The 23,201-nt window shown below is 63.2% G+C and carries 20 protein-coding genes; 9 read left to right on the forward strand and 11 right to left on the reverse strand.

Annotation, left to right across the window (positions count from 1 at the left end; genetic code table 11):
• Together C0V78_RS13855 and C0V78_RS13860 are read right to left on the reverse strand one after the other, a co-directional pair.
• Nucleotides 1-1,230, reverse strand: coding sequence for a murein transglycosylase A (locus C0V78_RS13855; RefSeq protein WP_101798510.1), 1,230 nt, complete (start codon nucleotides 1,228-1,230; stop codon nucleotides 1-3).
• 10 nt (nucleotides 1,231-1,240) lie between these two features.
• Nucleotides 1,241-1,924: a Tim44/TimA family putative adaptor protein gene (locus C0V78_RS13860; RefSeq protein ID WP_254049954.1), complete on the reverse strand. Its 684-nt coding sequence runs from the start codon at nucleotides 1,922-1,924 to the stop codon at nucleotides 1,241-1,243.
• 217 nt (nucleotides 1,925-2,141) lie between these two features.
• On the opposite strand from C0V78_RS13860, the gene secB reads away from it, so the two are divergent.
• The 4 genes from secB (at nucleotide 2,142) to C0V78_RS13880 (ending at nucleotide 6,120) form a co-directional block, all read left to right on the forward strand.
• A complete protein-coding gene (secB, locus tag C0V78_RS13865) occupies nucleotides 2,142-2,660 on the forward strand; it encodes a protein-export chaperone SecB (RefSeq protein ID WP_101798511.1) in 519 nt (172 codons plus the stop codon).
• Nucleotides 2,661-2,686: 26 nt separating this feature from the next.
• On the forward strand, nucleotides 2,687-4,306 hold the full coding sequence (murJ, locus tag C0V78_RS13870) for a murein biosynthesis integral membrane protein MurJ (RefSeq protein ID WP_101798512.1): 1,620 nt from the start codon (nucleotides 2,687-2,689) through the stop codon (nucleotides 4,304-4,306).
• Between the two features lie 2 nt (nucleotides 4,307-4,308).
• The gene (trpS, locus tag C0V78_RS13875; RefSeq protein ID WP_101798513.1) at nucleotides 4,309-5,328 is read left to right on the forward strand and encodes a tryptophan--tRNA ligase; all 1,020 of its coding nucleotides are present in this window, start codon (nucleotides 4,309-4,311) and stop codon (nucleotides 5,326-5,328) included.
• A 126-nt stretch (nucleotides 5,329-5,454) separates the two neighbouring features.
• Nucleotides 5,455-6,120 carry a DUF4136 domain-containing protein gene (locus tag C0V78_RS13880; protein WP_101798514.1) on the forward strand — a complete coding sequence of 222 codons (666 nt, stop codon included), beginning with the start codon at nucleotides 5,455-5,457 and terminating at the stop codon, nucleotides 6,118-6,120.
• A 13-nt stretch (nucleotides 6,121-6,133) separates the two neighbouring features.
• On the opposite strand, the gene C0V78_RS13885 is transcribed toward C0V78_RS13880, so the two are convergent.
• The 9 genes from C0V78_RS13885 to C0V78_RS13925 form a co-directional block, all read right to left on the reverse strand.
• Nucleotides 6,134-7,672, reverse strand: coding sequence for a DHA2 family efflux MFS transporter permease subunit (locus C0V78_RS13885; protein ID WP_254049955.1), 1,539 nt, complete (start codon nucleotides 7,670-7,672; stop codon nucleotides 6,134-6,136).
• Between the two features lie 92 nt (nucleotides 7,673-7,764).
• Complete coding sequence (locus C0V78_RS13890) at nucleotides 7,765-8,463, reverse strand: Crp/Fnr family transcriptional regulator (protein WP_101798516.1); 699 nt, start codon at nucleotides 8,461-8,463, stop codon at nucleotides 7,765-7,767.
• Nucleotides 8,464-8,562: 99 nt separating this feature from the next.
• Nucleotides 8,563-9,900, reverse strand: a complete 1,338-nt coding sequence (locus C0V78_RS13895; RefSeq protein WP_101798517.1) for an amidohydrolase family protein — start codon at nucleotides 9,898-9,900, stop codon at nucleotides 8,563-8,565.
• A gap of 11 nt (nucleotides 9,901-9,911) precedes the next feature.
• Nucleotides 9,912-11,333 carry an SRPBCC family protein gene (locus C0V78_RS13900; RefSeq protein ID WP_101798518.1) on the reverse strand — a complete coding sequence of 474 codons (1,422 nt, stop codon included), beginning with the start codon at nucleotides 11,331-11,333 and terminating at the stop codon, nucleotides 9,912-9,914.
• Nucleotides 11,334-11,358: 25 nt separating this feature from the next.
• A complete protein-coding gene (locus C0V78_RS13905) occupies nucleotides 11,359-12,192 on the reverse strand; it encodes a TauD/TfdA family dioxygenase (RefSeq protein WP_101798658.1) in 834 nt (277 codons plus the stop codon).
• 116 nt (nucleotides 12,193-12,308) lie between these two features.
• Complete coding sequence (locus C0V78_RS13910; RefSeq protein ID WP_101798519.1) at nucleotides 12,309-13,715, reverse strand: SRPBCC family protein; 1,407 nt, start codon at nucleotides 13,713-13,715, stop codon at nucleotides 12,309-12,311.
• A 27-nt stretch (nucleotides 13,716-13,742) separates the two neighbouring features.
• Entirely contained in the window at nucleotides 13,743-15,599 is a 1,857-nt protein-coding gene (locus tag C0V78_RS13915) for an NAD(P)/FAD-dependent oxidoreductase (RefSeq protein WP_101798520.1), read from the reverse strand.
• 136 nt (nucleotides 15,600-15,735) lie between these two features.
• Nucleotides 15,736-17,130 carry an SRPBCC family protein gene (locus C0V78_RS13920; RefSeq protein WP_101798521.1) on the reverse strand — a complete coding sequence of 465 codons (1,395 nt, stop codon included), beginning with the start codon at nucleotides 17,128-17,130 and terminating at the stop codon, nucleotides 15,736-15,738.
• 158 nt (nucleotides 17,131-17,288) lie between these two features.
• The gene (locus C0V78_RS13925) at nucleotides 17,289-17,963 is read right to left on the reverse strand and encodes an OmpW family protein (protein ID WP_101798659.1); all 675 of its coding nucleotides are present in this window, start codon (nucleotides 17,961-17,963) and stop codon (nucleotides 17,289-17,291) included.
• A gap of 276 nt (nucleotides 17,964-18,239) precedes the next feature.
• Here C0V78_RS13925 and ccoN point away from each other — a divergent pair, with 276 nt between their 5' ends.
• The 5 genes from ccoN to ccoG are packed head-to-tail and all read left to right on the forward strand — an operon-like array spanning nucleotide 18,240 to nucleotide 23,200.
• On the forward strand, nucleotides 18,240-19,883 hold the full coding sequence (gene ccoN / locus C0V78_RS13930; protein WP_101798522.1) for a cytochrome-c oxidase, cbb3-type subunit I: 1,644 nt from the start codon (nucleotides 18,240-18,242) through the stop codon (nucleotides 19,881-19,883).
• A 14-nt stretch (nucleotides 19,884-19,897) separates the two neighbouring features.
• Nucleotides 19,898-20,656: a cytochrome-c oxidase, cbb3-type subunit II gene (ccoO, locus tag C0V78_RS13935; protein ID WP_101798523.1), complete on the forward strand. Its 759-nt coding sequence runs from the start codon at nucleotides 19,898-19,900 to the stop codon at nucleotides 20,654-20,656.
• Complete coding sequence (locus C0V78_RS13940) at nucleotides 20,653-20,826, forward strand: cbb3-type cytochrome c oxidase subunit 3 (RefSeq protein WP_371514448.1); 174 nt, start codon at nucleotides 20,653-20,655, stop codon at nucleotides 20,824-20,826. The genes ccoO and C0V78_RS13940 overlap by 4 nt, the downstream gene beginning before the upstream one ends.
• Nucleotides 20,819-21,754, forward strand: a complete 936-nt coding sequence (ccoP, locus tag C0V78_RS13945; RefSeq protein ID WP_101798524.1) for a cytochrome-c oxidase, cbb3-type subunit III — start codon at nucleotides 20,819-20,821, stop codon at nucleotides 21,752-21,754. Before C0V78_RS13940 ends, ccoP begins: the two co-directional genes overlap by 8 nt.
• A gap of 6 nt (nucleotides 21,755-21,760) precedes the next feature.
• The gene (gene ccoG, locus C0V78_RS13950; protein ID WP_101798525.1) at nucleotides 21,761-23,200 is read left to right on the forward strand and encodes a cytochrome c oxidase accessory protein CcoG; all 1,440 of its coding nucleotides are present in this window, start codon (nucleotides 21,761-21,763) and stop codon (nucleotides 23,198-23,200) included.
• The last annotated feature ends 1 nt before the right edge of the window (nucleotide 23,201 follow it).

A 23,201-nucleotide genomic window follows, 5' to 3' on the forward strand; every position in this document is an offset into this window, starting at 1 on the left:
TTACTGGGTTCCGAGCCGCGAAAGCGTGCCCTTGGGGAGCAGCAGCAAGGCCTCGCCCCGGCCGGTCATTCCGCCGGCGATTGTCCGCGCGGTAGGACCGGCTCCCCAGAACGTATCGAAACGGTTGGCACCCTTGATTGCGCCACCGGTATCCTGGGCCACCCACAGGCCGCTTGCCTCCGGCCGGTCAAGCGCCAGCCAGACGGGGGCACCAAGCGGGGTGAAGGCCGGATCTGCCGCCACGCTGGACTGTCCGCGCACCGGCACGCCAAGCGCTCCGAGCGGTCCATCCCCGGTGATCTCGCGGAAGAAGATGTAGGAAAGGTTTTCCCGCATGATTGCCTTGCCGGCCTCGGGATTCTCGCGCAGCCAGGCCATCAGGCCCTGCATCGAGGTTGGATATTGCCCCGGCCCGCCGATCAGCCCGCGTTCGCGCATCAGCGAGCCGATGCCAACATAATCGCGGCCATTCTGCCCGGCATAGCCAATGCGGATCACCGTGCCATCGGGACCGATCAGGCGGCCGGAGCCCTGGATTTGCAGGAAGAAGAACTCGATGGCGTCGGCAGCATAGGCAATTTCCAGCCCCTTGCCCTTGAGCGCACCGTCTTCGATGGCTGCACGATCATGGTAAGGCACGAACTTGCCGAACTCGTTCACCCGGCCAAGCGGCGGTGTGCCCGTGCGCTGTTCGAGGGGAATTTCATCAGGCCAGCCACGCACCAGATCAGGCGGCAGCTTGTAGACCGGAACGGTAAAGCCGGGCTGTTCGGAGCGGGTGCCGGCGATCTCCGGCTCGTAATAGCCGGTGGCAAAGGCCTTGCCCTCGCCTACCTGCGCGGTCTCGAAGTGGCGGGCGAAAAAGGCCGGGGCCTCGGCCGCGCTCCATGCCGGCGCGGCGCGGCAAGCCTCGCCCCAGTCGGAAGGCCGGGTGAGCCCGCTGGTGTCCGTTCGCGCGGTCAGCCGGGGGCAGCTTTCGATGAACGAGCGCAGCGCGGCGCTTGCCCGTCCGTTGCCCAGCGCCAGTGTTTCTATCGCAGGCCCGGGCCGCACGCCGAGTTGCGCGGCAGTGGCGGCAGGAGGCGGCGGCGGCACAGGAGCCGGCGTAATTGCGGGGCTAGGGATCGCAGCCGGATAGCCCGGCGGCGGCGATGCTTGCGGTATCAGGGTGCAGGCGGAAAGGCTGGCAAGTGCGGCGAGTGCAAAGGCACCCCTGAACCAGCCCCCCATAACCGGAACCTCAGCCTTCGTCGGTTTCGTCGAGCAGCCAGTCCAGGCTGGCAGACTTCACGTTGCGGCTGAAGGTCCACACGTCGATCGCCTCGACCGCGTCAGTCAGCGAACCGGCAATGACAGTGCCACTGGCGTCGCGGGTGACGGCGGCAATGTCCGAGCGGAAGCGCACGGTGATGCGCGCCATCGGGGCATTGAAGCTGGCTTCGGCAACGACCGCTTCCTCGATGCGGACCAGCCGGTTGTCGAGAACTTCGCCCGCCGCATTGCGCGCATCAATGGCGGCGCAGAAGCCTTCGTAGACGTCACGGTCGCACAGGTGCGAAAGCTCTTCCTTGTCACCGCGCCAATAGGCTTCGAGGATCATGCGATAGGCACCTTCGGCACCGGCAAGGAAGGTGAGCAGGTCGAACCGGCGGTCAACGGCGGCGATCTCGCGCAGCGCGCGATCTGCCGGCGCCATCACGCCCTGCATCTCGCGTTCACGACCCTGCGGCGGAGCAAGCCGGTCAGCCGGCTTGGGCATCGGCACCACGTTTGACGGGCGGGCTTGCGAACCAGCGTCGAACCGACCGGCAATCGTCTCTTCCTCGTGCTCGGCACGGCGGCCGAGAACCGAATAGAGGCGCAGGCCAAGGAAGGCTGCGATAAGGGCCAGGATGACGATCTCGGTCACGGTTGCGACTTTCACTCCATGCGTGGGAATGCCCCACACTGCTGTTTCCTAAACCCAGATAGGTATCGTTGACAAATGAACAACGAGTGAGCGGCGATATTCGGGCAACTTTTCGCGCCCAAGCGATGCAGGCCTGCCGCAGTGTGTCCATGCAAGCACGGTTGCCGCGCCACCTGCGGGGTGCTAGGCGCGCCGCAACAGCTTTCCATCTAGCTTCAGGAACATGTCGAAAATGGCCGACGAAGGCAACGTCATCACCGATCTCAACCTCGATTCGCCCGCTCCCAACGGCGAAGACACCGGTCCCGCAGCAGGCGTGATTTCGCAGTATGTGAAGGACCTGTCGGTCGAGAACCCGAATGCCCCGGCGGCTTACCAGTGGCAGGACGCTCCGCAGCTTGACGTGCAGCTGAACGTCGAATCCGACCAGGTCGATGGCGAAATCCACGAAGTGAAGCTGCGCATCCAGCTCACCTCGAAGCACGAAGCCGGCACGGCCTTCATCGTCGAACTGACCTACTGCGGCCTGATCGGCATGCGCGGCCTTCCGGCCGAGGCCATGCACGCCTTCACCTATGCCGAAGCGCCGCGCATCCTGTTCCCCTTCGCCCGCCGCATCATCGCCGATGCCGTGCGCGATGCGGGCTTCCCGCCGGTGATGCTCGATCCGATCGACTTCAACGGGCTCTACGCGCAGCAGCTTGCCGCAGCGCAGTCCGCCGCTGAAGGCGAGCCGGCCGGCAACGCCTGACGCCCGGCTGAACCGCGGGTCGCAGCATGAGCCTGATCAGGAACGTCGGCACGATCGGAGGGCTGACGGCGATCAGCCGCGTCTTCGGCTTCGCACGCGACATGCTGCTGGCCCGCGTGCTCGGCGCGGGGCTGGTGGCAGACGCGTTCCAGCTGGCCTTTACCCTGCCGAACACCTTCCGCCGGCTGTTTGCCGAAGGCGCCTTCAGCGTTGCCTTCGTGCCGATGTACAGCCGCGCCCTGCACGGTGCGGACGGCAAGCCGGGTAGCGAGGAAGCGGCCGAAAAGTTCGCGGACGACGTGCTCGCGGTTTTCGTCTGGGTGCTGTTTGCCTTCAGCGCGCTGGCCATGGTCTTCATGCCGGGGATCGTCTGGCTGCTGGCCCGCGAATATGCCAACGTAGCCGGGAAGTTCGAACTTTCGGTCTTCCTCAGCCGGGTCACCTTCCCTTACCTGTTCTTCATCAGCCTGGTCGCCATGCTATCCGGCCTGCTCAATGCGCGCTCGCGCTTCGGGCCGGGCGCATTTGCGCCGGTGCTGCTCAACATTTTCCTGATCAGCGGCATCCTGCTGGGCAACCACCTGCGCGGCACCAGCATCGACGATACCGTTGTCGGCTATTGCCTGGCCGGGGCAGTCTCGCTCTCGGGCCTGGCACAATTTCTCTACCTGTGGTGGGAAACGCGCCGCGCAGGCGTGCGCCTCAAGGTCACAATGCCGCGCCTGACGCCCGAAGTGCGCAAGATGGGCGCGCTGATCCTGCCCGCCACTTTCGGCGCCGGCATTTACCAGATCAGCCAGCTGGTCGACACCTTCTTCGCCACCAGCCTGCCGCAGGGATCGCTGTCGCTGCTCAAGCTGGCGGACCGGCTCAACCAGATGCCGCTGGGCATTGTCGGCATCGCGCTGGGCACCGCGATCCTGCCGATGCTCTCGCGCCACATTCACACCGGTGATGCGAAGGAAGCGCAGCGCCTGCAATCGAACGCCTTCGAGATCGCCACCCTGCTGACCCTGCCCGCTGCCGTGGCACTGGCAGTCTGCGCACCGGCATTCTGCACGGCCTTTTTCGTCGGCGGCAAGTTCACGGCCAATGACGGAGCGATCATGGCCAACATCGTGGTTGCCCTTGTTGCCGGCCTGCCCGCCTATGTCATCGTCAAGATCCTCAACCCCGGCTTCTTCGCCCGCGAGGACACGCGCACCCCGGTGTGGACGGCACTCGCCTCGCTGATCTTCAACGTGGCAGTGAACATCTACGTCGTCGAACGCTATGGCATCGTCGGCCTCGCGGCGGCGACGGCGGCTTCTGCCAGCCTCAACTGCCTGCTGCTCTATGCCATCCTGCACAAGCGCGGCTGGTTCCACTTCACCGCCAAGCTCGGCGGCCGGATCGCCCGCCAGCTGGTCGCAACTGCAGCCATGGGTGCGGCGCTGTGGTGGGCCATGCCGATGCTGGCCAGCCGTTATGGCGGCCCGGTTATCGATCGCGTGTGGTCGCTCTCCGCGTTGGTCGGGCTGGGACTGGTCGTGTTCTTCGGCGTCGCCTGGATGGTTGGCGCGCTTGACGAAGACCTGATCAAGCTGCTCAAGCGCCGCCGCTCCAAGCGCACCAAGTCAGACAACGAAATCATCGAGGTTCAGTAATCATGCGTGTCGTCTCCGGCATCCAGCCAACCGGCAATCTCCACCTGGGCAATTACCTGGGGGCGATCCGCAACTGGGTGCGGATGCAGGACGAGGTATCGTCCGGTGGCGGCCAGTGCCTGTTCTTCCTTGCTGACCTTCACGCCATTTCCATGCCGCACGTGCCTGCGGAACTGGCCGCCAACACGCGCGAGATGGTGGCAGCGCTGGTGGCCTGCGGCGTGGATCCCGATCGGTCGATCCTGTTCAACCAGGCCCAGGTGCCCCAGCATTCCGAGCTGCAGTGGCTGCTGAACGGCACGGCCCGCATGGGCTGGCTGAACCGCATGACGCAGTGGAAGGACAAGGCGGGCAAGAACCGCGAGGGTGCCTCCATCGCGCTGTTCACCTATCCCGTTCTGCAGGCGGCCGACGTGCTGCTGTACCAGGCCACCCACGTGCCGGTGGGCGAGGACCAGAAGCAGCACCTGGAACTGGCGCGCGACATCGCGCAGAAGTTCAACAACGACTTCGCTTCCGAGCAGGCCCCCGTCTTCACCCTGCCCGATCCGATCATCCCGCCCGAAGCGGCCCGGATCATGAGCCTGCGCGATGGTTCGGCGAAGATGAGCAAGTCGGATCCTTCCGACATGAGCCGCATCAACCTGACGGACGATGCCGATACGATCATGCAGAAGGTGAAGAAGGCCAAGACCGATCCCGAGCCGCTTCCTTCCGACAAGGCAGGGCTTGAGGGCCGGCCCGAGGCGGCGAACCTCGTGGGCATCTATGCCGTGCTTTCGGGAATGACTGTCGATGCCGTGCTGGCAGACTTCGGCGGCGAAGGCTTTGGCAAGTTCAAGCCCGCGTTGGGTGACCTGCTGGTGAGCAAGCTGGCCCCGATCAACGCCCGTTTCATCGAACTTCGCCAGGACCGTGCTGCGCTCGATGCCATCCTGCACCAAGGTGCGGCGAAGGCCCGCGCGCTGGCCGTGCCGACGCTGGAACGGACCTACGAAGCGCTGGGACTTGTCCGGGGCTGATACGCCCTGCATTCAACCCCTGTTCAGCGCGCTCGCACTAGGGCAGATTGTCATCAACGGGGATGCGTTGCGCGCGGCCGGAATGGGCGCAATTGGCGTTTCCCCGCATGGTCTTGGGGAATACCGATGAACACGCGTCGCACGAAACTCCGTCTCCTTGCCGCCGCCCCGCTCCTTTTGGCGCTTGCGGCCTGCACCAGTGGCTTCAACGCCAATGTAAAGCGGTTCCAGGCCCAGCTGCCGGCACCTGCCGGGCAGACCTTCGCCGTGGTAGCAGACGATCCGGCTCTCGCCGGCGGCCTTGAATTCTCGCAGTACGCCAGCCTGGTGCAGGCACGCATGGCGGCGCTCGGCTATGTCCCCTCCTCGCCCGAACAGGCGAACCTGCTGGTCCGCTTCGACTATGGCGTGGACAAGGGGCGCGAACGCCTGCGCTCCAACAGCTTCGGTGCCGATCCCTTCTGGAGCCCGTGGTACGGTTATGGCGGCGCCGGCTATTGGGGCCGCCCCTATCGCCTGCGGCCCTATGGCGCCTGGGGTTATGGCTGGTACGATCCGTTCTTTGATGGCGGTGTCGAAAGCTACACCGTCTATACCAGCGGCATCGAACTGAAGATCGATAACCGCGCCGATGGCCGCCGCCTGTTCGAAGGCAAGGCGGAAGCCGTATCGACTTCGAATCGCCTGGGCTATCTCGTGCCGAACCTGGTCGAAGCTATGTTCACCGACTTCCCCGGTCGCTCGGGCAAAACGGTGCGGATCACCGTCGCGCCCGAGAAGAAGCGCAAGTAAGATAGCTTCAGACCTAGTCCGCGTGGAGCGGCCGGAGTTCGCTCTGGCCGCCCATGTCGTGTTGCGGCGGTTTCTTCAGCAGCAGGACCAGCGGCATCGCGATGACGCACATCAGGAACAGCATCCAGAAGGTATCGATATAGGCGACCATCAGCGCCTGCCGCACGGCCTCTCCGGTGGCGCTGCCCGCGCCCTCAACAGCTCCGATATCCATGCCCGGCCTGGCCCAGCAGATAATCGGGTTGTCGGGCCGCAGGCCTTCGGTCAGCCGCGATTGCACCACCGCCTCGTTATGGCTGGTCAGCACCTGCACCGCGGAAATGCCGGCTGCCGAGCCGATATAGCGGATCAGCGTCGAAACCGCCGAAGCCTCGTTCATGTATTCGGGCGGGATCGTGGCGAACGATGTGGTCGAGAGCGGCACGAACAGGAAGCTCATGGCAAAGCCGTTGAGGAAGCCGGTGACCATTACCACGGTCATGTCCGACTGCAGCGACATGGTCGACAGCATCAGTGACGAAATCGCGCTGCCGCCCAGCCCGACCAGCGCCAGCAGGCGGACATCGGTCTTGCCGATCAGCCCGCCGACGATCAGGGTCGCAAAGAAGGTGCCGATTCCTCGCGGCGCCATGGCCACGCCCACGTCCATGATCGGCTGCCCGAACAGGCCCGCAAGCATGGGGGGCAGCAACGACATGGTGCCGAACATCAGCACGCCCACCACCAGGCCCAGCGCCGAACTGACAGCGAAGTTGCGGTCGCGGAATATTTCGAAGCGCACGAAAGGGTGCCGCGTGGTGGCGCAGTGCACCCCGAACAGGAACAGGGCCAGCGCACTGATCGAAGCCTCGATCCAGATCTCGGTCGATTCGAACCAGTCAACCGCATGGCCGCGATCGAAAACCAGCTGCATCGCCCCGATCCCAAGTGCCAGCAGCCCGAAACCGAACAGGTCGAACGGCCGGGCGTCCTCGTCCAGCTTCTCGGGCAGGTAGGTCCAGGTTCCAAGGAAGGCGAGCACGCCAACCGGCAGGTTGATCAGGAAAACCCAGTGCCAAGAATAGTTTTCGGTCAGCCAGCCGCCCAGCAGCGGGCCGATCAGGGGGCCCATGATGAAGCCCAGCCCGAAAATCGCCATTGATCGGCCCCGCTCCTCCGGCGGGTTCAGCGTCATCAGGATCACCTGCGCAATGGGGATCAGCGATGCGCCGAACATGCCCTGCAGCAGGCGAAAGCCGACGAGCTGTTCAAGGTTTGTCGACATGCCGCACAGCCCGGAAACGAGCGTGAAGCCGGCAATAGACACCAGCAGAACGTTCCGCCGCCCGAACCGCTCCGCCAGCCAGCCGCAAAGCGGCGTGGTGATGGCCATGGCAATGATGTAACTGGTGAGAACCCAGCTGATCTGCTCGCGCGAGGCGGAGGTCGTGCCCTGCATGTGCGGCAGGGCGACATTGGCGATGGTCGTATCCACCTGGTTCATGATCGCCGCCGCCATGATCGAAACCGTGACCATGGTGCGTTGCGCTTGCGGGAGATACTGCTCGCTCACGTCCGCGCCCTAACCCAGGTTAGCAAGCGGCGAAAGCGTCCTTGGCAGGGTTTGCCGGAACAGTCGGAAAACGAACAGGCCTGACGGCGGCGTTATCCCGCCTGGGCCGAGAGCTCCGCTCGGTCGCGGATAACGATTTCGCGACGCGAAGGCAGGTCGATCACGCCTTCGGACTTGAGGCGGGTAAGCTGGCGGCTGACCGTCTCGATGGTCAGGCCCAGAACGTCGGCCACCTGCTGGCGCGAGAACGGCAGTTCGAAGCGGCTAAGCGCGCCATCGTCCGCGCTCTGGCAGGTCGGATCGACAAGGCGCTCGGACATGTCGAGCAGGAACGTCGCGATCTTTTCGCTGGCCGACTTGCGGCCAAGCAGCAGCATCCAGCGGCGGGTGCGCTCCAGTTCGCCCAGCGTACGCTCAAGCAGCTTGTGTTCCAGCGCCGGGTGATTGCGCGCGAATTCGTCAAAATCGCGACGACCGAAAACACAGACTTTCGATTCGGTCAGCGCGGTAACGGAATGGCCGGTCTTGCCGCCAAAGGGGCGCCCGATGAAGTCAGAAGGATAGACGACTCCGACGATCTGTTCGCGTCCGTCTTCGGTGCCGGTGCTGAGCTTCAGGACGCCTTCGACCACATTGGCGACCAGGATCGAATCCTCATCTTCCCAGATAAGTGATTGGCCCGGTTCGAGATGTCGGTGGCGGCCGATGGTATTCAGCGCATTCACTTCAGTCTGGCTGAGAGCCGAGCAAATTGCGCGATTGCGCACCAAACAGGATTCGCAGGAGGACATTGCCCCCTGCAAATACCAGAGCAATCAAAGCCTCGCAATCGCATCTGCGATTAGGCGAAACATTGGTTCGGCCCCGCCCGAAGGCAGGGCCGAATTGGATCAGGCCGTTTCCTTTTCCTTGGCGCGACGTTCGGCATGTTCGGCAAACATGCCCATGATGTCGCCCGAGGTGACCGGACGGTCCTCGGTAAGCGGCACCGCGCCGCCAGAAGCCTTCGGCGTCACGTCGACACCCTTGGCCTTGGCACGGGCGCGGCATGCACCCACGGTGAGGTCTTCGCGACGGTTGTGCTCGAACGGATCGAAGCGCAGCCAGTTCATCGCGTTGCGGTGAGTGATCTTGTCGATCTGCTCGTCGGTCAGGGTAGTGCCCTTGATCTGCTGCCAGAGCATTTCGGCGGCATCGGGCCAGACAGCGTCCGAATGCGGATAATCGACTTCGTAAGTCACGTTGTCCTCACCCACTTCGCCCAGATTCTTCAGGCCATAGGGATCCCACAGGAAGCAATGGCAGAAGTGGCGCTTGAGCAGTTCGGAGGGCTTGATGTTGTTCGCCTGGAAGCGCGACTTGGTCCACACGCCATGGCGCCAGTTGGAAAAGTCCGCGCGCTCCATCAGGTAGGGCACCCAGCCGATCGAGCCTTCCGAAACGATGATGCGCATGTCGGGATACTGGAACAGTTCATCGAGCTGCAGCCAGTCCGACACGCCCTGCGAAACCGACAGCGGCATGGTGCTGATCCAGGCCTCGATCGGGGTTTCCATCGAAGCGTGCGGCGCCGGATTGCCCGAACCGATGTGCAGGGCGATGGTCATGTCGTTATCGACAATCGCCTTGTAGATCGGGTTCCAGTAATCGTTGTGAATGCTGGGCAGGCCCTGGACGGTGGGGTTCTCGTTCATCTGCAGAACGCGGAAGCCCTTCTTTCCGAGGCGGTTGATCTCGTCGATCGTCGCCTGCTGGTCCCAGGTCGGCAGCACGCCGATGGGGATGAAACGGCCCGGATAGGCGCCGCACCATTCCTCGTAGTGCCAGTCGTTGTAGGCCTGCATGTGCCGCAGGGCGAGCTTCTTGTCCGCCGCCTTGTGGAAGGTCGCGCCGTCGAATGCGATCGAGTTGCCGAAGCACATCGAGGCGGCAATGCCGTTCACGTCCATGTCGTCGATGCGGGCATGCACGTCATAGCAGCCATCGCGCAGCTGCTCGAGCGCGGTCGGCTCCATGCCGTATTCCTCGAAGGGACGGCCGACCACGGCGTTAAGCCCGATCGAGCCCTTGAGCTGGCCCTGGTATTCCCAGTAGTTCTTGCCACGCGGATCGGTCTTGAGCTTCGGCGCGGTGGCCAGCAGCTCGCCGGAGAGCTGGTTGTCGAACAGGTTGGGCGGTTCGCAGATATGGTCGTCGGTGGAAATCACCACCATGTCATTCATTTCCATCTTTCGGCTCCTCAAAATCCAAGATCATCGATGATCGCGCCATCGAAATTGTAAGCAAGCTTATGAACGGCCTTGGCCACCTGATCCAGCGGTTTGCCTTCGATCAGCGCATCGATGGTGCGATGATTGTTGCTGATCAGGCCCTCGCGGTCTTTCGAAAGGCGCATGAACTCGAAGCCGGGCGAGTGCATGCCGCGCTGCTGGATCGGAATGTTCGAGTAGTCCTGCTGCGGGATCTGCGGAAAATCCTTGCTGTCGTAGGGCAGGATGATCGGATCCATCGGCGCCGGCGTTTCGGTGCCCGGCGCCATGTGGGTCAGTGACCAGATTTCGAACAGGCAGGTTTCCGCCGTCAGCGGCCGCACGCGGTAGCTGGTCATGCCGGTGAAGTAGATCAGCAGGAAGTGGTTGGGGAACAGGAACTGCAGCGCCTCCACCGGGTACTGCTGGCACACCGCGTTGAGATCGGGCACGTTCTCGCCCTTTTCCTTCAGCTGCTTGCTGATCGCGTCCTGCACCATCCCGAACCACATCGGCACGCCCACCGCCGGATCTTCGGGCAGATCGGCATCGACCAGGGTGCGGGCGATCTCGACTTCCTTGGCGTGGATCAGGCCGGCCATGCCTTCGCTCAGCAGTTCCATCTGGCGGAAGTGCTGGTCGATGTGCTGGCGGGTCGTAAGGCCGGGATCGATGGCCGGCCCAAGCCCGCCGGTCTCGTTGCCATAGCGCGCATTGTAGAGCACCGGCGTCGCGTGCTGCAGCTGCGGGTGCGTCTTCATGACGTGGTAGCCTTCCTGGAAGGCCTCCATGGCAATCTTCCAGTTCGACGGCAGCACGGTGCCGTACCACCACTCGGCGCGCAGGTCGGCCATGTTGCGGGCGTCAAGCGCATCGGCGATCGGCCCCATCCAGTCACGCAGCGAAGGAGCGTTGTTGTCGAAGTTGATGTAGACCTCGCCGCCCAGCGTTTCGCAACGGACGGGGATCAGCTTCAGTTCCTCGTTGTCGAGCAGGTCCTGGTTGAACAGGTGCTTGCCGTAAACGAAGGTGCACTGGCCATCCATGTTCCAGCGCCAGCCATGGAACGGGCAGATGAAGCCGGTCTTGGCGCAGTTGCCATGTTCATTGCCCTTGCCGCCTGCAACCGGCACGCCGCGGTGGCGGCAGTGGTTGTTGTAGGCTTTCACGCCGTTCTTGGTGTTCACCACCAGAACCGACTTGCCCAGGATCGTGTATTCCACCCAGTCGCCCGGGTTGGGAATGTTCTCCAGCCGCGTGGCCATCTGCCAGCAGTGATCCCAGACCGCTTCGCTTTCGAGCCGGAAGTACTCCTCGTCGTAAAAGCGCTTGGACGGGATCTTTTCCGGATCCGTCACCTTGAACGGGTTACCGACCGCCTTGAGGGCTTCGGTTGCATCGAAATCAGCCATTTCCTTGTCCTCTCCAGTCGTGTTTTCAGACGATCGGTTCTTCGCCGCCGGTCTTGGTGCGCACCAGCAGGCGGCCGCAGTCCGGGTCATAGGGGCGTGCGCGGTGCATGGTGCCGGTGTTGTCCCACATCACGGCATCGCCGACTTCCCATTCGTGGGCATAGTGGAACGGTTCCGAGGTCGCCCATTCGCGAAGACCGTTGAGCAGGCGGGCGCTTTCCACCCAGTCCATGTCCACCACGTGGTGCGCGGTGCAGCCCAGCACGAGGCTCTTGCGCCCCGACTTGTGCGTCCAGACCACCGGCAGTTCGATATTGCCGATGCGCATCATCGCTTCGAGATAGGCCTGCGAAGGTTCGGGTTCGTAATAGAACACCGAATTCCACGCGGCGTGCATCACCTTGAGCTTGGCGATCTTCGCCTTGGTTTCCTCGTCCAACGCATCGTAGGCGGCATAGGTGTTGCAGAATTCGGTGTTGCCGCCCCAGGTCGGCAGGACCCGGCTGGACAGGATCGCGTATCCGATCGGCAGCGGGTTCATGGTGCCGTCGGCATGCCAGAACAGCGAACCCTTCAGGTAATCCTTGTTGGCATTGAGCTTCGGATCGAGCGAGATGTTGAACACGTCCTCACCCTCGCCTTCGGGCATGAAAGTGCCCAGCGTGCGCGTGAAGGCGACCTGTTCCTCATTGGTGAAATGGACCTGCTTGAACACCAGCACGCCCTTGCGCTCGATCAGCTCGCGAATATCGGCCGAAAGCTCGCCCGAGAGCAGCTCTTCCTTGGAATTGAGCACGCGTGCGCCGATGTTCGGCTTGATTTCCTCGTATTTGAGGCGGGTTGTCTCGAGGACAGTCATCTTGTTCTCCAACCAGGGCGCGATGCCCCACTTGCGGTGCAGACTGATGCCTGCCGCCGGATGTCACCTTGATCTTTCGCAAATCACGGCAACGCTCCGGCGATTGGCAGGCACGGTCAGTCGATGCGGGTCAGCCCGCCGGTTCCCATGTAGTGGGCAAGGCCGCGATGCAGGTTCGTCACCTTGCGCTCCTGCCAGGGGTTCGGCAGGTTGCCCTTGAACCCGCGTGACTTGTAGCCGCGCTGCATCTCCACCATGTTCGAGATGTCCTGCGCAATGACATAGGGCCACTTGTCGAGATCCTGCTCAACGAAGGTCCATTCGGTCTCCGGCTCCTCGCCTTCCCCGAAGCGGTCGAGCGCAACAGCCTCGAAGATGCACTTGTCCGGATCGGTGCCCCAGGGGCGCACGCGATAGGCAAGGCTGAAGGTCGGGCCCGGGATAAAGTTCACGTTCGGGAAGATCGAGAGCGCCAGGCCTGCCGCGGCAATCTGGGCATCGGTCAGGTCCGGCCATTCCACGCCGCGCGCCGCATCGGCTTCCTTGGCGATCTTCATCCAGTACTTGTGCACTTCTGCCGGCGGCGTGCCTTCGGGCAGCTCCTCGGGCAGGCGCTGGGCAGTCTTGACCAGCGTTTCGGAGGTAGAGGCGCCGATGGTCTCCCAGTACTCCGCCTGCATCTGCGCGATCGTCGTGCGGGGATCGCCATCGCCTGCTGCGCGGTGGACCGAGGTTTCGACTGCCGATCCCGCATCGCGGTGAGCCTTCGAATCGAAACCGGTCTGCCCGTGGAAGCCGAAGGCCTTGGAGAACGAGTAGAAATCGCCGTACTTGATCAGCTGCGGGTGCGTGCCCTGCACGTGGTAGGGCTCAAGGAACGCTTCGAGCGCAACCTTCCAGTTGCAATCGAACAGCCCCCAGTAGCGGAAGCGATAGCGCATCTTGTCGAACTCGAAGGGGTCGATCAGCGATGCGATCGGCTCCAGCCATTCGCGCAGCGGGCCTGCCTCAAGATCCATGTTGATCCAGATCCAGCCGCCCCAGGTATCGACCTGGACCGGCGTCAGGCTGGTGCAGACATTGTCCAGCGCGCCCTGCCAGTCCTCCTTGTCGGGGATGTAGGTGGCATCGCCGTCAAGGTTGAAGGTCCAGGCGTGGTAATTGCAGCCGAACTTCATCTGACTGCCGCGAGCCGAGTGCGCGCCCTTGTCCTGAGCCACGGTCTTTGGCCCACCGCCGGTGTTATTGCCGACGAGCCGGCGGCCACGGTGCGGGCAGACGTTGTGGAACGCCTTGAGCGTCGTCGGCGTGTCGCGCACGATGAGGATGGAATCGTGGCAGATATTGTAGGTGATGAAGTCACCCACCTGCTTCAGTTCCTCCACGCGGCCTGCCTGCTGCCACACCTTTGACCACAGCTTGTCAGGCTCTGCCTCGGCATATTCGCGGCTGATGAAGGCCTCGACCGGATAGGTCACGGCATCCGACAGGTCCTCGGCGACAATCTTTTCGGGCTTGTTCATGAAAGATCTCCTCTCCTGGGGGCCGGCTTATTCCGCCGGCTCCGCGACCTGTTCGAAGGTGAGGTTGAGCCCTTCCAGCTTGCCGGCCTGACGCCAGGCATCAAGCATGTCGGAGAAGGCGTAATAGCCGTGGCCCCAGGGCTCGCCGAAGATGCCGCGCTTCTTCTGCTGGTCGCCTTCGTTGTTGAAGTACGAGGGCGTACATTCGTTTGTGAACTCCGAGGTATCGACCGCGATCGAACGCAGGGTGCGGATGTAGTCTTCCTGCGCCTGGGCATCCGGCTCGATGCGCACCGCACCGCGACGCAGCGCTTCGCTGGCGATGTAGCCGATGTGGAAGCCCTGATCGATGAAGGTCTTGGAATTGCTGGCGTTCGGGCTGGCCTGGGTGAAGCCGGTGAAGAACATGTTGGGGAAGTTGTGCGCGGTCATGCCCTGGAACGTCTGGAAACCGTCGCGCCAGTAATCGTAGATCGAAAGGCCGCCTTCGCCCTCGATGGTCTTGATGCCCCAGCGGCGATCGAGATCGTTGGTGACTTCATAGCCCGATGCCAGGATCAGGCAGTCAATCTCGTATTCCACGCCGTCGTGGACGAAGCCATTCTCGGTCAACCGTTCCAGCCCCTGCGTCTCGGCAACGTCGATCAGCTTGACGTTGTCCTGGTTGAAGCAGGGGTAGAAATCGTCGTTCGAGGCAGGACGCTTGCACAGGTAACGGTAATAGGGCTTGAGTGCTTCGGCTGTGGCCGGATCCTTGACGATGTCGCAGCGGGCGCGCAGGCGCTCCATCACGCGATAGTCCATCATCTCGCGGCGGGCCTGGAATTCCTCCATGGAGATTTCCGGCCAGCCTTCGGCTTCCAGTTCAGCGTTCACATTCTTGCTGATTTCGGTCCAGATGTCCTCGACAAGGTCGGGATCGCCCGGACGCAGGTATTCCATGGCCGCTTCGTGGAAGTTGCGGATGCGCTTTTCCTGCCAGCCGGGTTCCTGGCTGTTGTACCAGTCGGGATCGATCGGGCGGTTGTTGCGCTCGTCGATGGTCGAGGGGGTGCGCTGGATGACGTAGGTCTGCTTGGCGTACTTGGCGAGATAGGGGACAACCTGCACGGCCGTGGCGCCGGTGCCGATGATCGCCACCTTCTTGTCGGCCAGCTTGGTCAGCGCCGGATTGCGCCATTCGCCGCCGGTGTAGTCATAGTCCCAGCGGGCGGTGTGGAAGATCTTGCCCTTGAACTGGTCGATGCCGGGGATGCCTGGCAGCTTGGGCTTGTTGAGCGGCCCCATGGCCAGCACCACGAAGCGGGCCTTGATGTTGTCCCCGCGGTTGGTGCCGACATGCCAGCGGTTGATTTCGGGGTCCCACTTCAGCGATTCGATCAGCGTGTGGAACAGTCCGTGTTCGCGCAGGCCGAAGGTATCGGCGATGATCTGGCAGTGATCGTAGATTTCATAGCCATCGGCGAACTTCTTCGACGGCATGTAGTTGGTTTCTTCGAGCAGCGGCATGTAGACCAGGCTGTCATTGTCGCACTGGATGCCGGGGTAGCGGTTCCAGTACCAGGTGCCGCCGAAATTGCCGCCGTGGTCGACGTTGTAGAAGTTGGTGATGCCCGCCTTCTTGAGCTGGTGAGCCACCATCATGCCGCAATAGCCCGCGCCCAGGATTACGCAGTCCGTTTCGCCGGTGATCGGGTCACGCGGGGCGACGGGCGTATAGGGATCGACCTCGTAGATGTCCTTCCACTTGCCGCTGGCCGGAATGTACTGGTCGTTGTGGTCCTTCTTGATGCGACGATCGCGCTCGACCAGGTACTTGGCATGGATCGCCGCCTTCTGTTCAGGCGTGACTTCGGGGCAGACGGTGGGATTGTAGATCGACATGGCATCCTCCGGCGTTTGAACGCTAATCAACAGTTCTGTTGATTATGGCTAGCGAGTCGCAGCCCGCCCATCCTTGACGTGAATCAAAAGGGGCGCCGGTTGACCGGCGCCCCCTTCAAGCTGTCCCAAAGACCGCTCATTTGAGTGGTTCGGGTGCTCCGGTGCCCATGTAGCGCGCCAGGTTGCGGTGCAGGCTGGTGACTGCGCCTTCGTTCTTCGGATTGGGGATATTGCCGCGGAAAGCGACGTTCTTCATGCCTTGCTGCACAGCCGCCATGTTCGAGAAATCCTGCTGCAAGACGTGCGGGAACTGGACGGGCTCAAGATAGCCCCACTGCGTTTCGGGTGCACCGCCCTCGGGGTAGAGTTCATAAACGGCGACCTCGAAATAGCACTTGTCCGGATCGAAACCGTAAGGGCGGGCCTGGTAGCAGAGCATGTTGTTGACCGCGTGGCCGATCTGCTGGTTCGGGAAAATCTGCCAGGACGTGCCGCTCGCGCCGGTGTGCGAGGAATCGACCGCCGGCCAGACGACACCACGCTCGGCGTCGATACGGCGGGCGGTTTCCAGCCAGTACTTGAGCACCTCTTCGGGCGGAGTGCCTTCAGGCAGGGCATCGGGCAGCGTCTGCGCGACTTCGTAGAGGGTCTGGGTGGTGTTGGTGTTCACGCCTTCCCAGGTGAACTTCTGGAGCTCGGCGGTAGCCACACGCGGATCGCCGGTTCCCAGCCGCAGCTTGCCCTTGTTCTCGCCAAGCGTCGGATCGGCATCCTTGGGCACGTCATAGCCGATGTGGCTGTGCTTGCCCTGCTGGCGACCCCAGCCGGTGAAATCGCCGAAAGCCATGAATTCGGGGTGGGTGCCGGCGACGTGGTAAGTCTCGTTGAAGGCTTCGAGCGCCACCTTCCAGTTGCAGTCGAACACCGTCCAGTAGCGCCAGCGCGGGCGCATGTTCTGAAGCTGGAAAGGGTCGAGCATGGTCGCGGCAGGCTCAAGGTAATCGCGCAGTGGCTCGGCCTGGGGATCGAGGTTGATCCAGACCCAGCCCCCCCAGGTATCCACCTTGAATTCACCCAGGCGCGTATTGGCATCGTTCAGCGCCCCGCCCCATTCCTCCTTCTGCTGGATGTAGGAACAGACGCCCGCGTTTTCGCCGGTTACGTCGAAAGTCCAGGCGTGGAAGCCGCAGACAAAGTTGGCGCGCTTGCCATGGGCATTGCGCTGTCCCTTGGGTGTATCGACCAGACGGCGGCCACGATGCGTGCAGACATTGGCGAAGGCCTTGATCGCGCCCGGCCCCTCACCTTCCTTGGCACGGACGATCAGGACCGAGTCGGTGAGGATGTCATAGGTGATGAAGTTGCCAACTTCGGGAATATCTTCCAGCCGGCCCGCCTGAAGCCAGCACTTGCGCCACAGCTTGTCCTGCTCGGCCCGCGCATATTCGGGGCTGATATAGGCTTCCACGCCGTGCCGTTCGGCGGGCAGGACATCGGCAGACCGGTCGATGAATTTGGTGATCTCGTTCATGGCACCCTCCTGATGCGTGATTTTCCGCGATCATGACGGTTGCCGCGCAATGGTTGCTTTGACCGGGCGCAAAACAAGCGAAGGGCGCGCATCGCTTCCGCGATACGCGCCCTCCTGTACGAGCCGGGAATGTCCCCCTGCCCGGCCCGAACACCGGATCAGAAGCGGAAGGTTACACCGCCGCTGAGAACCCACGGGTCAAGCTTGTGCTTGGCGCTGAGCACTTCGGTAGCACCAGCATAGAAGTGCGAGCGCGGACGGACGAAGTACTTCTTGGCGTCAAGGCTGATGCCCATGCCGCTGTCGTTGACCGCGATGTCCACGCCGCCCTGCAGCACGAAGCCGAAGGTGTTGTCGAGCTTGGCGCTGGTCACGGTTGCAGGCAGGCTGGAACCCGGCTTTTCGCCGAAGATGAAGAAGTTGGTCACGCCAGCGCCGACATAGGGCTTGAACGCGCCGGCCGGCAGGTGGGCCTTCAGGGTCACCGTGGCGGGCAGGATCAGGACGTGATCCATCGCGTTCGACAGCGACGGCGTGCCGGTGACCGAAACGTGATGCTGGGTGAAGCAGCAGATCGTCTCGATCGAGAAGTTCGGGGTGGCGAAATATTCGACGGCGAGCGTCGGCACGACATTGTCGTTCGCCTGTGTGTCGTTGGTGGCGTTGAGCACACCCGCGTTGATTACCGGAGCGCCGGTGTCGATCTTGGCATCGGGCAGCACGCCGGTCGCCAGGATCTTGACCTGCCACTTGCCCTGGGCATCGCCGGCCTGGGCCGGGGCGCTGACGGCTGCAGCCGCAAGCAGGGCGGCGGTGATCGCGATCTTCTTCATGGTTTCCCTCATTGTTCGCCGCCCTCCCGCCCCATGCGGGATTTGCGCGGCGTCGGGGGCGTCATTCGGCCGCTTCGACAGCCAAGGCATTGACCGGGATCAGGTCTTTTCTTGATCGAGCGCAAAATCGCGGCGGACTGCGAAATATTCTCACTCGCGCTAGCAATTTGATCCGGGTCAATGAGCCCCGCCGAAGGCAGGCGCAGGGGCGGTAATGCCGTTGGAAGGGCTGGGTTCAGGCTTTCTGCGGCGTTCAGACACTATGAGGGAAGGCTCATGGAACGCGTACTTTCGCGCGCCGGCATTTGGCTGGTCGTGCTGTTTCTTGCTATCGTCGCAACTGCCGCTGCCGCGGACTGGGGCTTTGCCGTCCATATGGGCATCGCATCGCTCGCCGCGCTGATCGGTCTTGTCGTCGCCCTGCGGAGCGGAGACTACTCCGGCAATCCGCCCGCTGCGGAAGATCGCGGCAAATATTATGACGACGTCATTCGCTGGGGGGTTATCGCCACGGTGTTCTGGGGCATGGCGGGCTTTGCCGCCGGGCTCTTCATCGCGCTGCAACTGGCCTTCCCGGTCCTCAACCTCGACCTCGAATGGACGACGTTCGGGCGCCTGAGGCCGTTGCATACCTCGGCCGTGATCTTCGCTTTCGGAGGCAACGCGCTGATCGCCACGTCATTCTACGTGGTCCAGCGCACTTGCCGGGCGAGGTTGGCCTTCCCCGGCCTCGCCCGTTTCGTTTTCTGGGGCTACCAGCTGTTCATCGTGCTGGCCGCGACTGGCTACCTTCTGGGCATCACCCAGGGCAAGGAATATGCCGAGCCCGAATGGTACGTCGACCTCTGGCTGACGATCGTCTGGGTGGCTTACCTGGTGGTCTTCGTCGGCACTCTGGCGCGCCGCGCGGAACCGCACATCTACGTGGCCAACTGGTTCTACCTGTCGTTCATCATCACGGTTGCCATGCTGCACCTGGTGAACAACGTGAACCTGCCGGTCAGCATCGTCGGCTCGAAAAGCTATCCGCTGTGGTCGGGCGTGCAGGGCGCGCTGGTGCAGTGGTGGTACGGCCATAACGCCGTGGGCTTCTTCCTGACCGCCGGCTTCCTGGCCATGATGTACTACTTCGTGCCCAAGCAGGCCGAACGTCCGGTCTATTCCTACCGGCTTTCGATCATCCACTTCTGGGCGCTGATCTTCCTCTACATCTGGGCTGGTCCGCACCACCTGCTCTACACGGCTCTGCCCGACTGGGCGCAGACGCTGGGCATGGTCTTCTCGATCATGCTGTGGATGCCCAGCTGGGGCGGCATGATCAACGGCCTGATGACGCTGAATGGCGCCTGGGACAAGATCCGCACCGACCCGATCATCCGCATGTTCGTGATGAGCCTTGCCTTCTACGGCATGAGCACCTTCGAAGGCCCGATGATGTCGATCCGCTCGGTTAATGCGCTGTCGCACTACACCGACTGGACGATCGGCCACGTGCACTCCGGTGCGCTCGGCTGGAACGGCATGGTCACCTTCGCCACGCTCTACTACCTCGTCCCGCGCCTGTGGAACCGCGAGCGGCTTTACTCGCTGCGCATGGTCAACTGGCACTTCTGGCTCTCCACCGTGGGCATCGTGTTCTACGCCGCCTCGATGTGGGTTGCAGGTATCACCCAGGGTCTGATGTGGCGTGAATACGGGGTCGACGGCTACCTGGTGAACTCCTTCGCCGAAACGGTTGCCGCCCTCCACCCGATGTTCCTGCTGCGTGCATTCGGTGGCCTGCTCTACCTCGCCGGTGCCGTGATCATGGTCATCAACGTCTGGCAGACGATCGCCGGCAAGCTTCGCGTCGAAGCCCCGATGGACGATGCCAAGTTCGATGCCAGCCGTGACCACCCGCTGCCTGCAGCCGCCGCCTAAGGGAAAAACGAACCATGTCTGCAAACGCAAAGGACGTCTTCTCCGGCCACAAGAAGCTGGAGCGCAACATCACACTGCTTGGCGTATGCGCCTTCCTGGCAGTGACCGTCGGCGGCATCGTGGAAATCGCCCCGCTGTTCTGGATCGATAACACGATCGAAAAGGTGGAGGGCGTCCGTCCCTACACCCCGCTGGAACAGGCCGGGCGCGATATCTACGTGCGCGAAGGGTGCTACGTCTGCCACAGCCAGATGATCCGTCCGTTCCGTGACGAGGTCGAACGCTATGGCCACTACAGCCTCGCCGCGGAATCGATGTACGATCATCCGTTCCAGTGGGGCTCCAAGCGCACCGGTCCCGATCTGGCGCGTGTCGGCGGTCGCTATTCCGACCAGTGGCACGTCGATCACCTCAAGGACCCGCGCTCGGTGGTGCCGGAATCGATCATGCCGCCCTACGCCTTCCTCGCCAAGCGCGACCTGAAGGCGGGTGACATGTCGGCCGATCTGACTGCACTCAGCAATGTCGGCGTGCCCTATACCAAGGACCAGATCGCCAAGGCGAACGAGGATCTTGTCGGCCAGGCCGACCCGCTGAATGCGGGCGATGTCGCCAAGCGCTACCCCAAGGTACAGGTCCGTGACTTCGACGGCGACCCCTCGCGTCTCACCGAAATGGACGCGCTGATCGCCTACCTCCAGGTGCTCGGCACCATGGTCGACGTCAACGCGGTCTCCGCCCAGGAAGATCTCGCCAAGGAGAAGGGCCGGTGATCTCTCCGCACTCGACATATGAAACCCTGCGCCAGCTGGCAGACAGCTGGGGCTTGCTCGCCATGGTGGTGACCTTCACGGTCTTCGCGCTGTGGCCCTTCCGTCCCGGCGCGAGCCAACGCAACCACGACGCCGCGATGAGCATCTTCAAGGAAGACGACAATGGCTGAACAGCGCATCGATGAAGCCACCGGCACGGCAACTGTCGGTCACGAATGGGATGGCATCGAAGAGCTCAACACCCCGCTGCCGCGCTGGTGGGTGCTGACCTTCTACGCCTCGATCCTGTTCTCGATTGCCTATGTGGTGGTCTATCCGGCCATTCCCCTGCTGTCGAAGGGCACCGAGGGCCTGTGGGGCTGGACCAGCCGCGGGCAGCTCGCCGCCGAGAAGACGGCAGGCGACGCGATCCACGCCAAGGTCCGCGCCGAACTGGCCAACGTGCCGATTGAGGAACTGCAGTCCAAGCCTGAACTGATGGCGGCAGCCGTCGCGGGCGGCAAGGCGGCCTTCCGTGTCAACTGCGTGCAGTGCCATGGTGCGCTGGGCGCCGGCAGCAAGGGCTACCCGAACCTCAACGACGACGACTGGCTGTGGGGCGGTGACCTGAAGGCCATCGAAACCACCCTGATCCACGGCATCCGTTCGCCGGACGACAGCGCCACGCGGATGAGCCTGATGCCGAACTTCGGCAAGGACGGCATCCTGACTTCCGCGCAGGTCAGCGACGTTGCCAACCACGTGCTTTCGCTTTCGGGCAAGGCCGGGGCGACCGGCAGCGGTGCGGCCCTGTTCGCCGCCAACTGCGCCACCTGCCACGGTGCCGACGGCAAGGGCCTGCGCCAGTTCGGCGCACCGAACCTGAGCGATGCGATCTGGCTTTACGGCGGCAAGAAGTCCGACGTGGTCGCCAGCATCAATGTCGCCCATGCAGGTGCGATGCCGGCTTGGGGCAAGCGGCTTGATCCGGTAACGATCAAGATGCTGGCTGCTTATGTCCACTCGCTCGGAGGCGGCGAGAAGTTCGCCCCCGCCCCCGCCCCTGCCCAACCGGCTGCCGCTGCGGCTGCCGGCGCTCCCCAGGGGCAAACAAGGTAAGGTATCATGCGTAATCCGGCCCAAGTCCCCCAAGGGCTCTACGAAAAACGCAAGGCAGTCTGTCCCAGCAAGGTCGACGGCAAGTTCCGCCGTCTGAAATGGGCGGTGATGATCGCGTGCCTCGCGGTCTACTACATCACCCCCTGGCTGCGCTGGGACAGGGGCCCCTATGCCCCGGACCAGGCGGTGCTGATCGATCTGGCGCACCGCCGGTTCTACATGTTCTCGATCGAAATCTGGCCGCAGGAGTTCTACCTCGTGGCCGGGCTGCTGATCATGGCGGGCATCGGCCTGTTCCTGGTGACCAGCGCCGTCGGCCGTGCATGGTGCGGCTATGCCTGCCCGCAGACGGTCTGGACCGACCTTTACCAGCATCTTGACCGCTGGCTGGATGGCGATCGCAACGCACAGCTGCGGCTCGATGCCGCCCCCTGGGGCCCCGCCAAGATCGCGCGGCGCACCTTCAAGTGGGCAATCTACCTGCTGATCGCCTTCTCCACCGGCGGCGCATGGATCCTCTATTTCGCCGACGCTCCCACACTGTGGGGGGAGTTCTGGACCGGTGAAGCGGCGTCCATCGCCTATTCCACCGTCACCGTCCTGACCGCCACCACCTTCTGGTTCGGCGGCTTCATGCGCGAACAGGTGTGCGTCTACATGTGCCCCTGGCCGCGCATCCAGTCGGCCATGCTCGATGAAAAGAGCCTGATCGTCACGTACAAGGACTGGCGCGGCGAACCGCGCGGGTCGATCAAGAAGGCCGAAAAGAACCCCGGCGCGGTTGGCGATTGCATCGATTGCCGCCAGTGCGTGGCCGTCTGCCCGACCGGCATCGACATCCGCGAAGGACCGCAAATCGGCTGCATCACCTGCGCCCTGTGCATCGATGCCTGCGATCGCGTCATGGCCGAGATCGGCCGCCCCCGCGGCCTGATCGACTATGCCACGCTCGAGGATGCCGAATCCGAGAAAAAGGGCGCCCCGCCAACTGCGCACTGGAAGCTGATCTGGCACCCGCGCACGCTGGTCTATCTCGCGATCTGGAGCGCGCTGGGCCTGGGCCTGCTGTTCATGCTCGGCACCCGCAAGCATATCGACCTCGCCATACAGAAGGATCGCAACCCGCCCTACATGGTTCTCAGCAAGGGCGAGATCCGCAATGCCTGGACGCTCAAGCTCAAGAACATGGAAAACCGCCCCCGCCCGATGAAGGTCTCGATCGAAGGACTGCCCGGCGCGGTGATGTGGACCGATTCCATGCCGCGCGAGCAGGCAGCCCGCGAACTGACGATGACCGTTCCGGCCGATACCACCCTGCCGGTGCGCGCCTACGTGATGGTGCCGACTGGCACCGCCGGGCAGGACTTTGCCTTCCAGCTCGCCGCGCAGGATGCCGATGGCGGCGGCGACCGGTCTGAAACCCACTTCAGCACACCTGGAGAATGAA

The sequence above is a fragment of the Novosphingobium sp. TH158 genome (assembly GCF_002855555.1).
Classification (GTDB): Bacteria; Pseudomonadota; Alphaproteobacteria; order Sphingomonadales; family Sphingomonadaceae; genus Novosphingobium.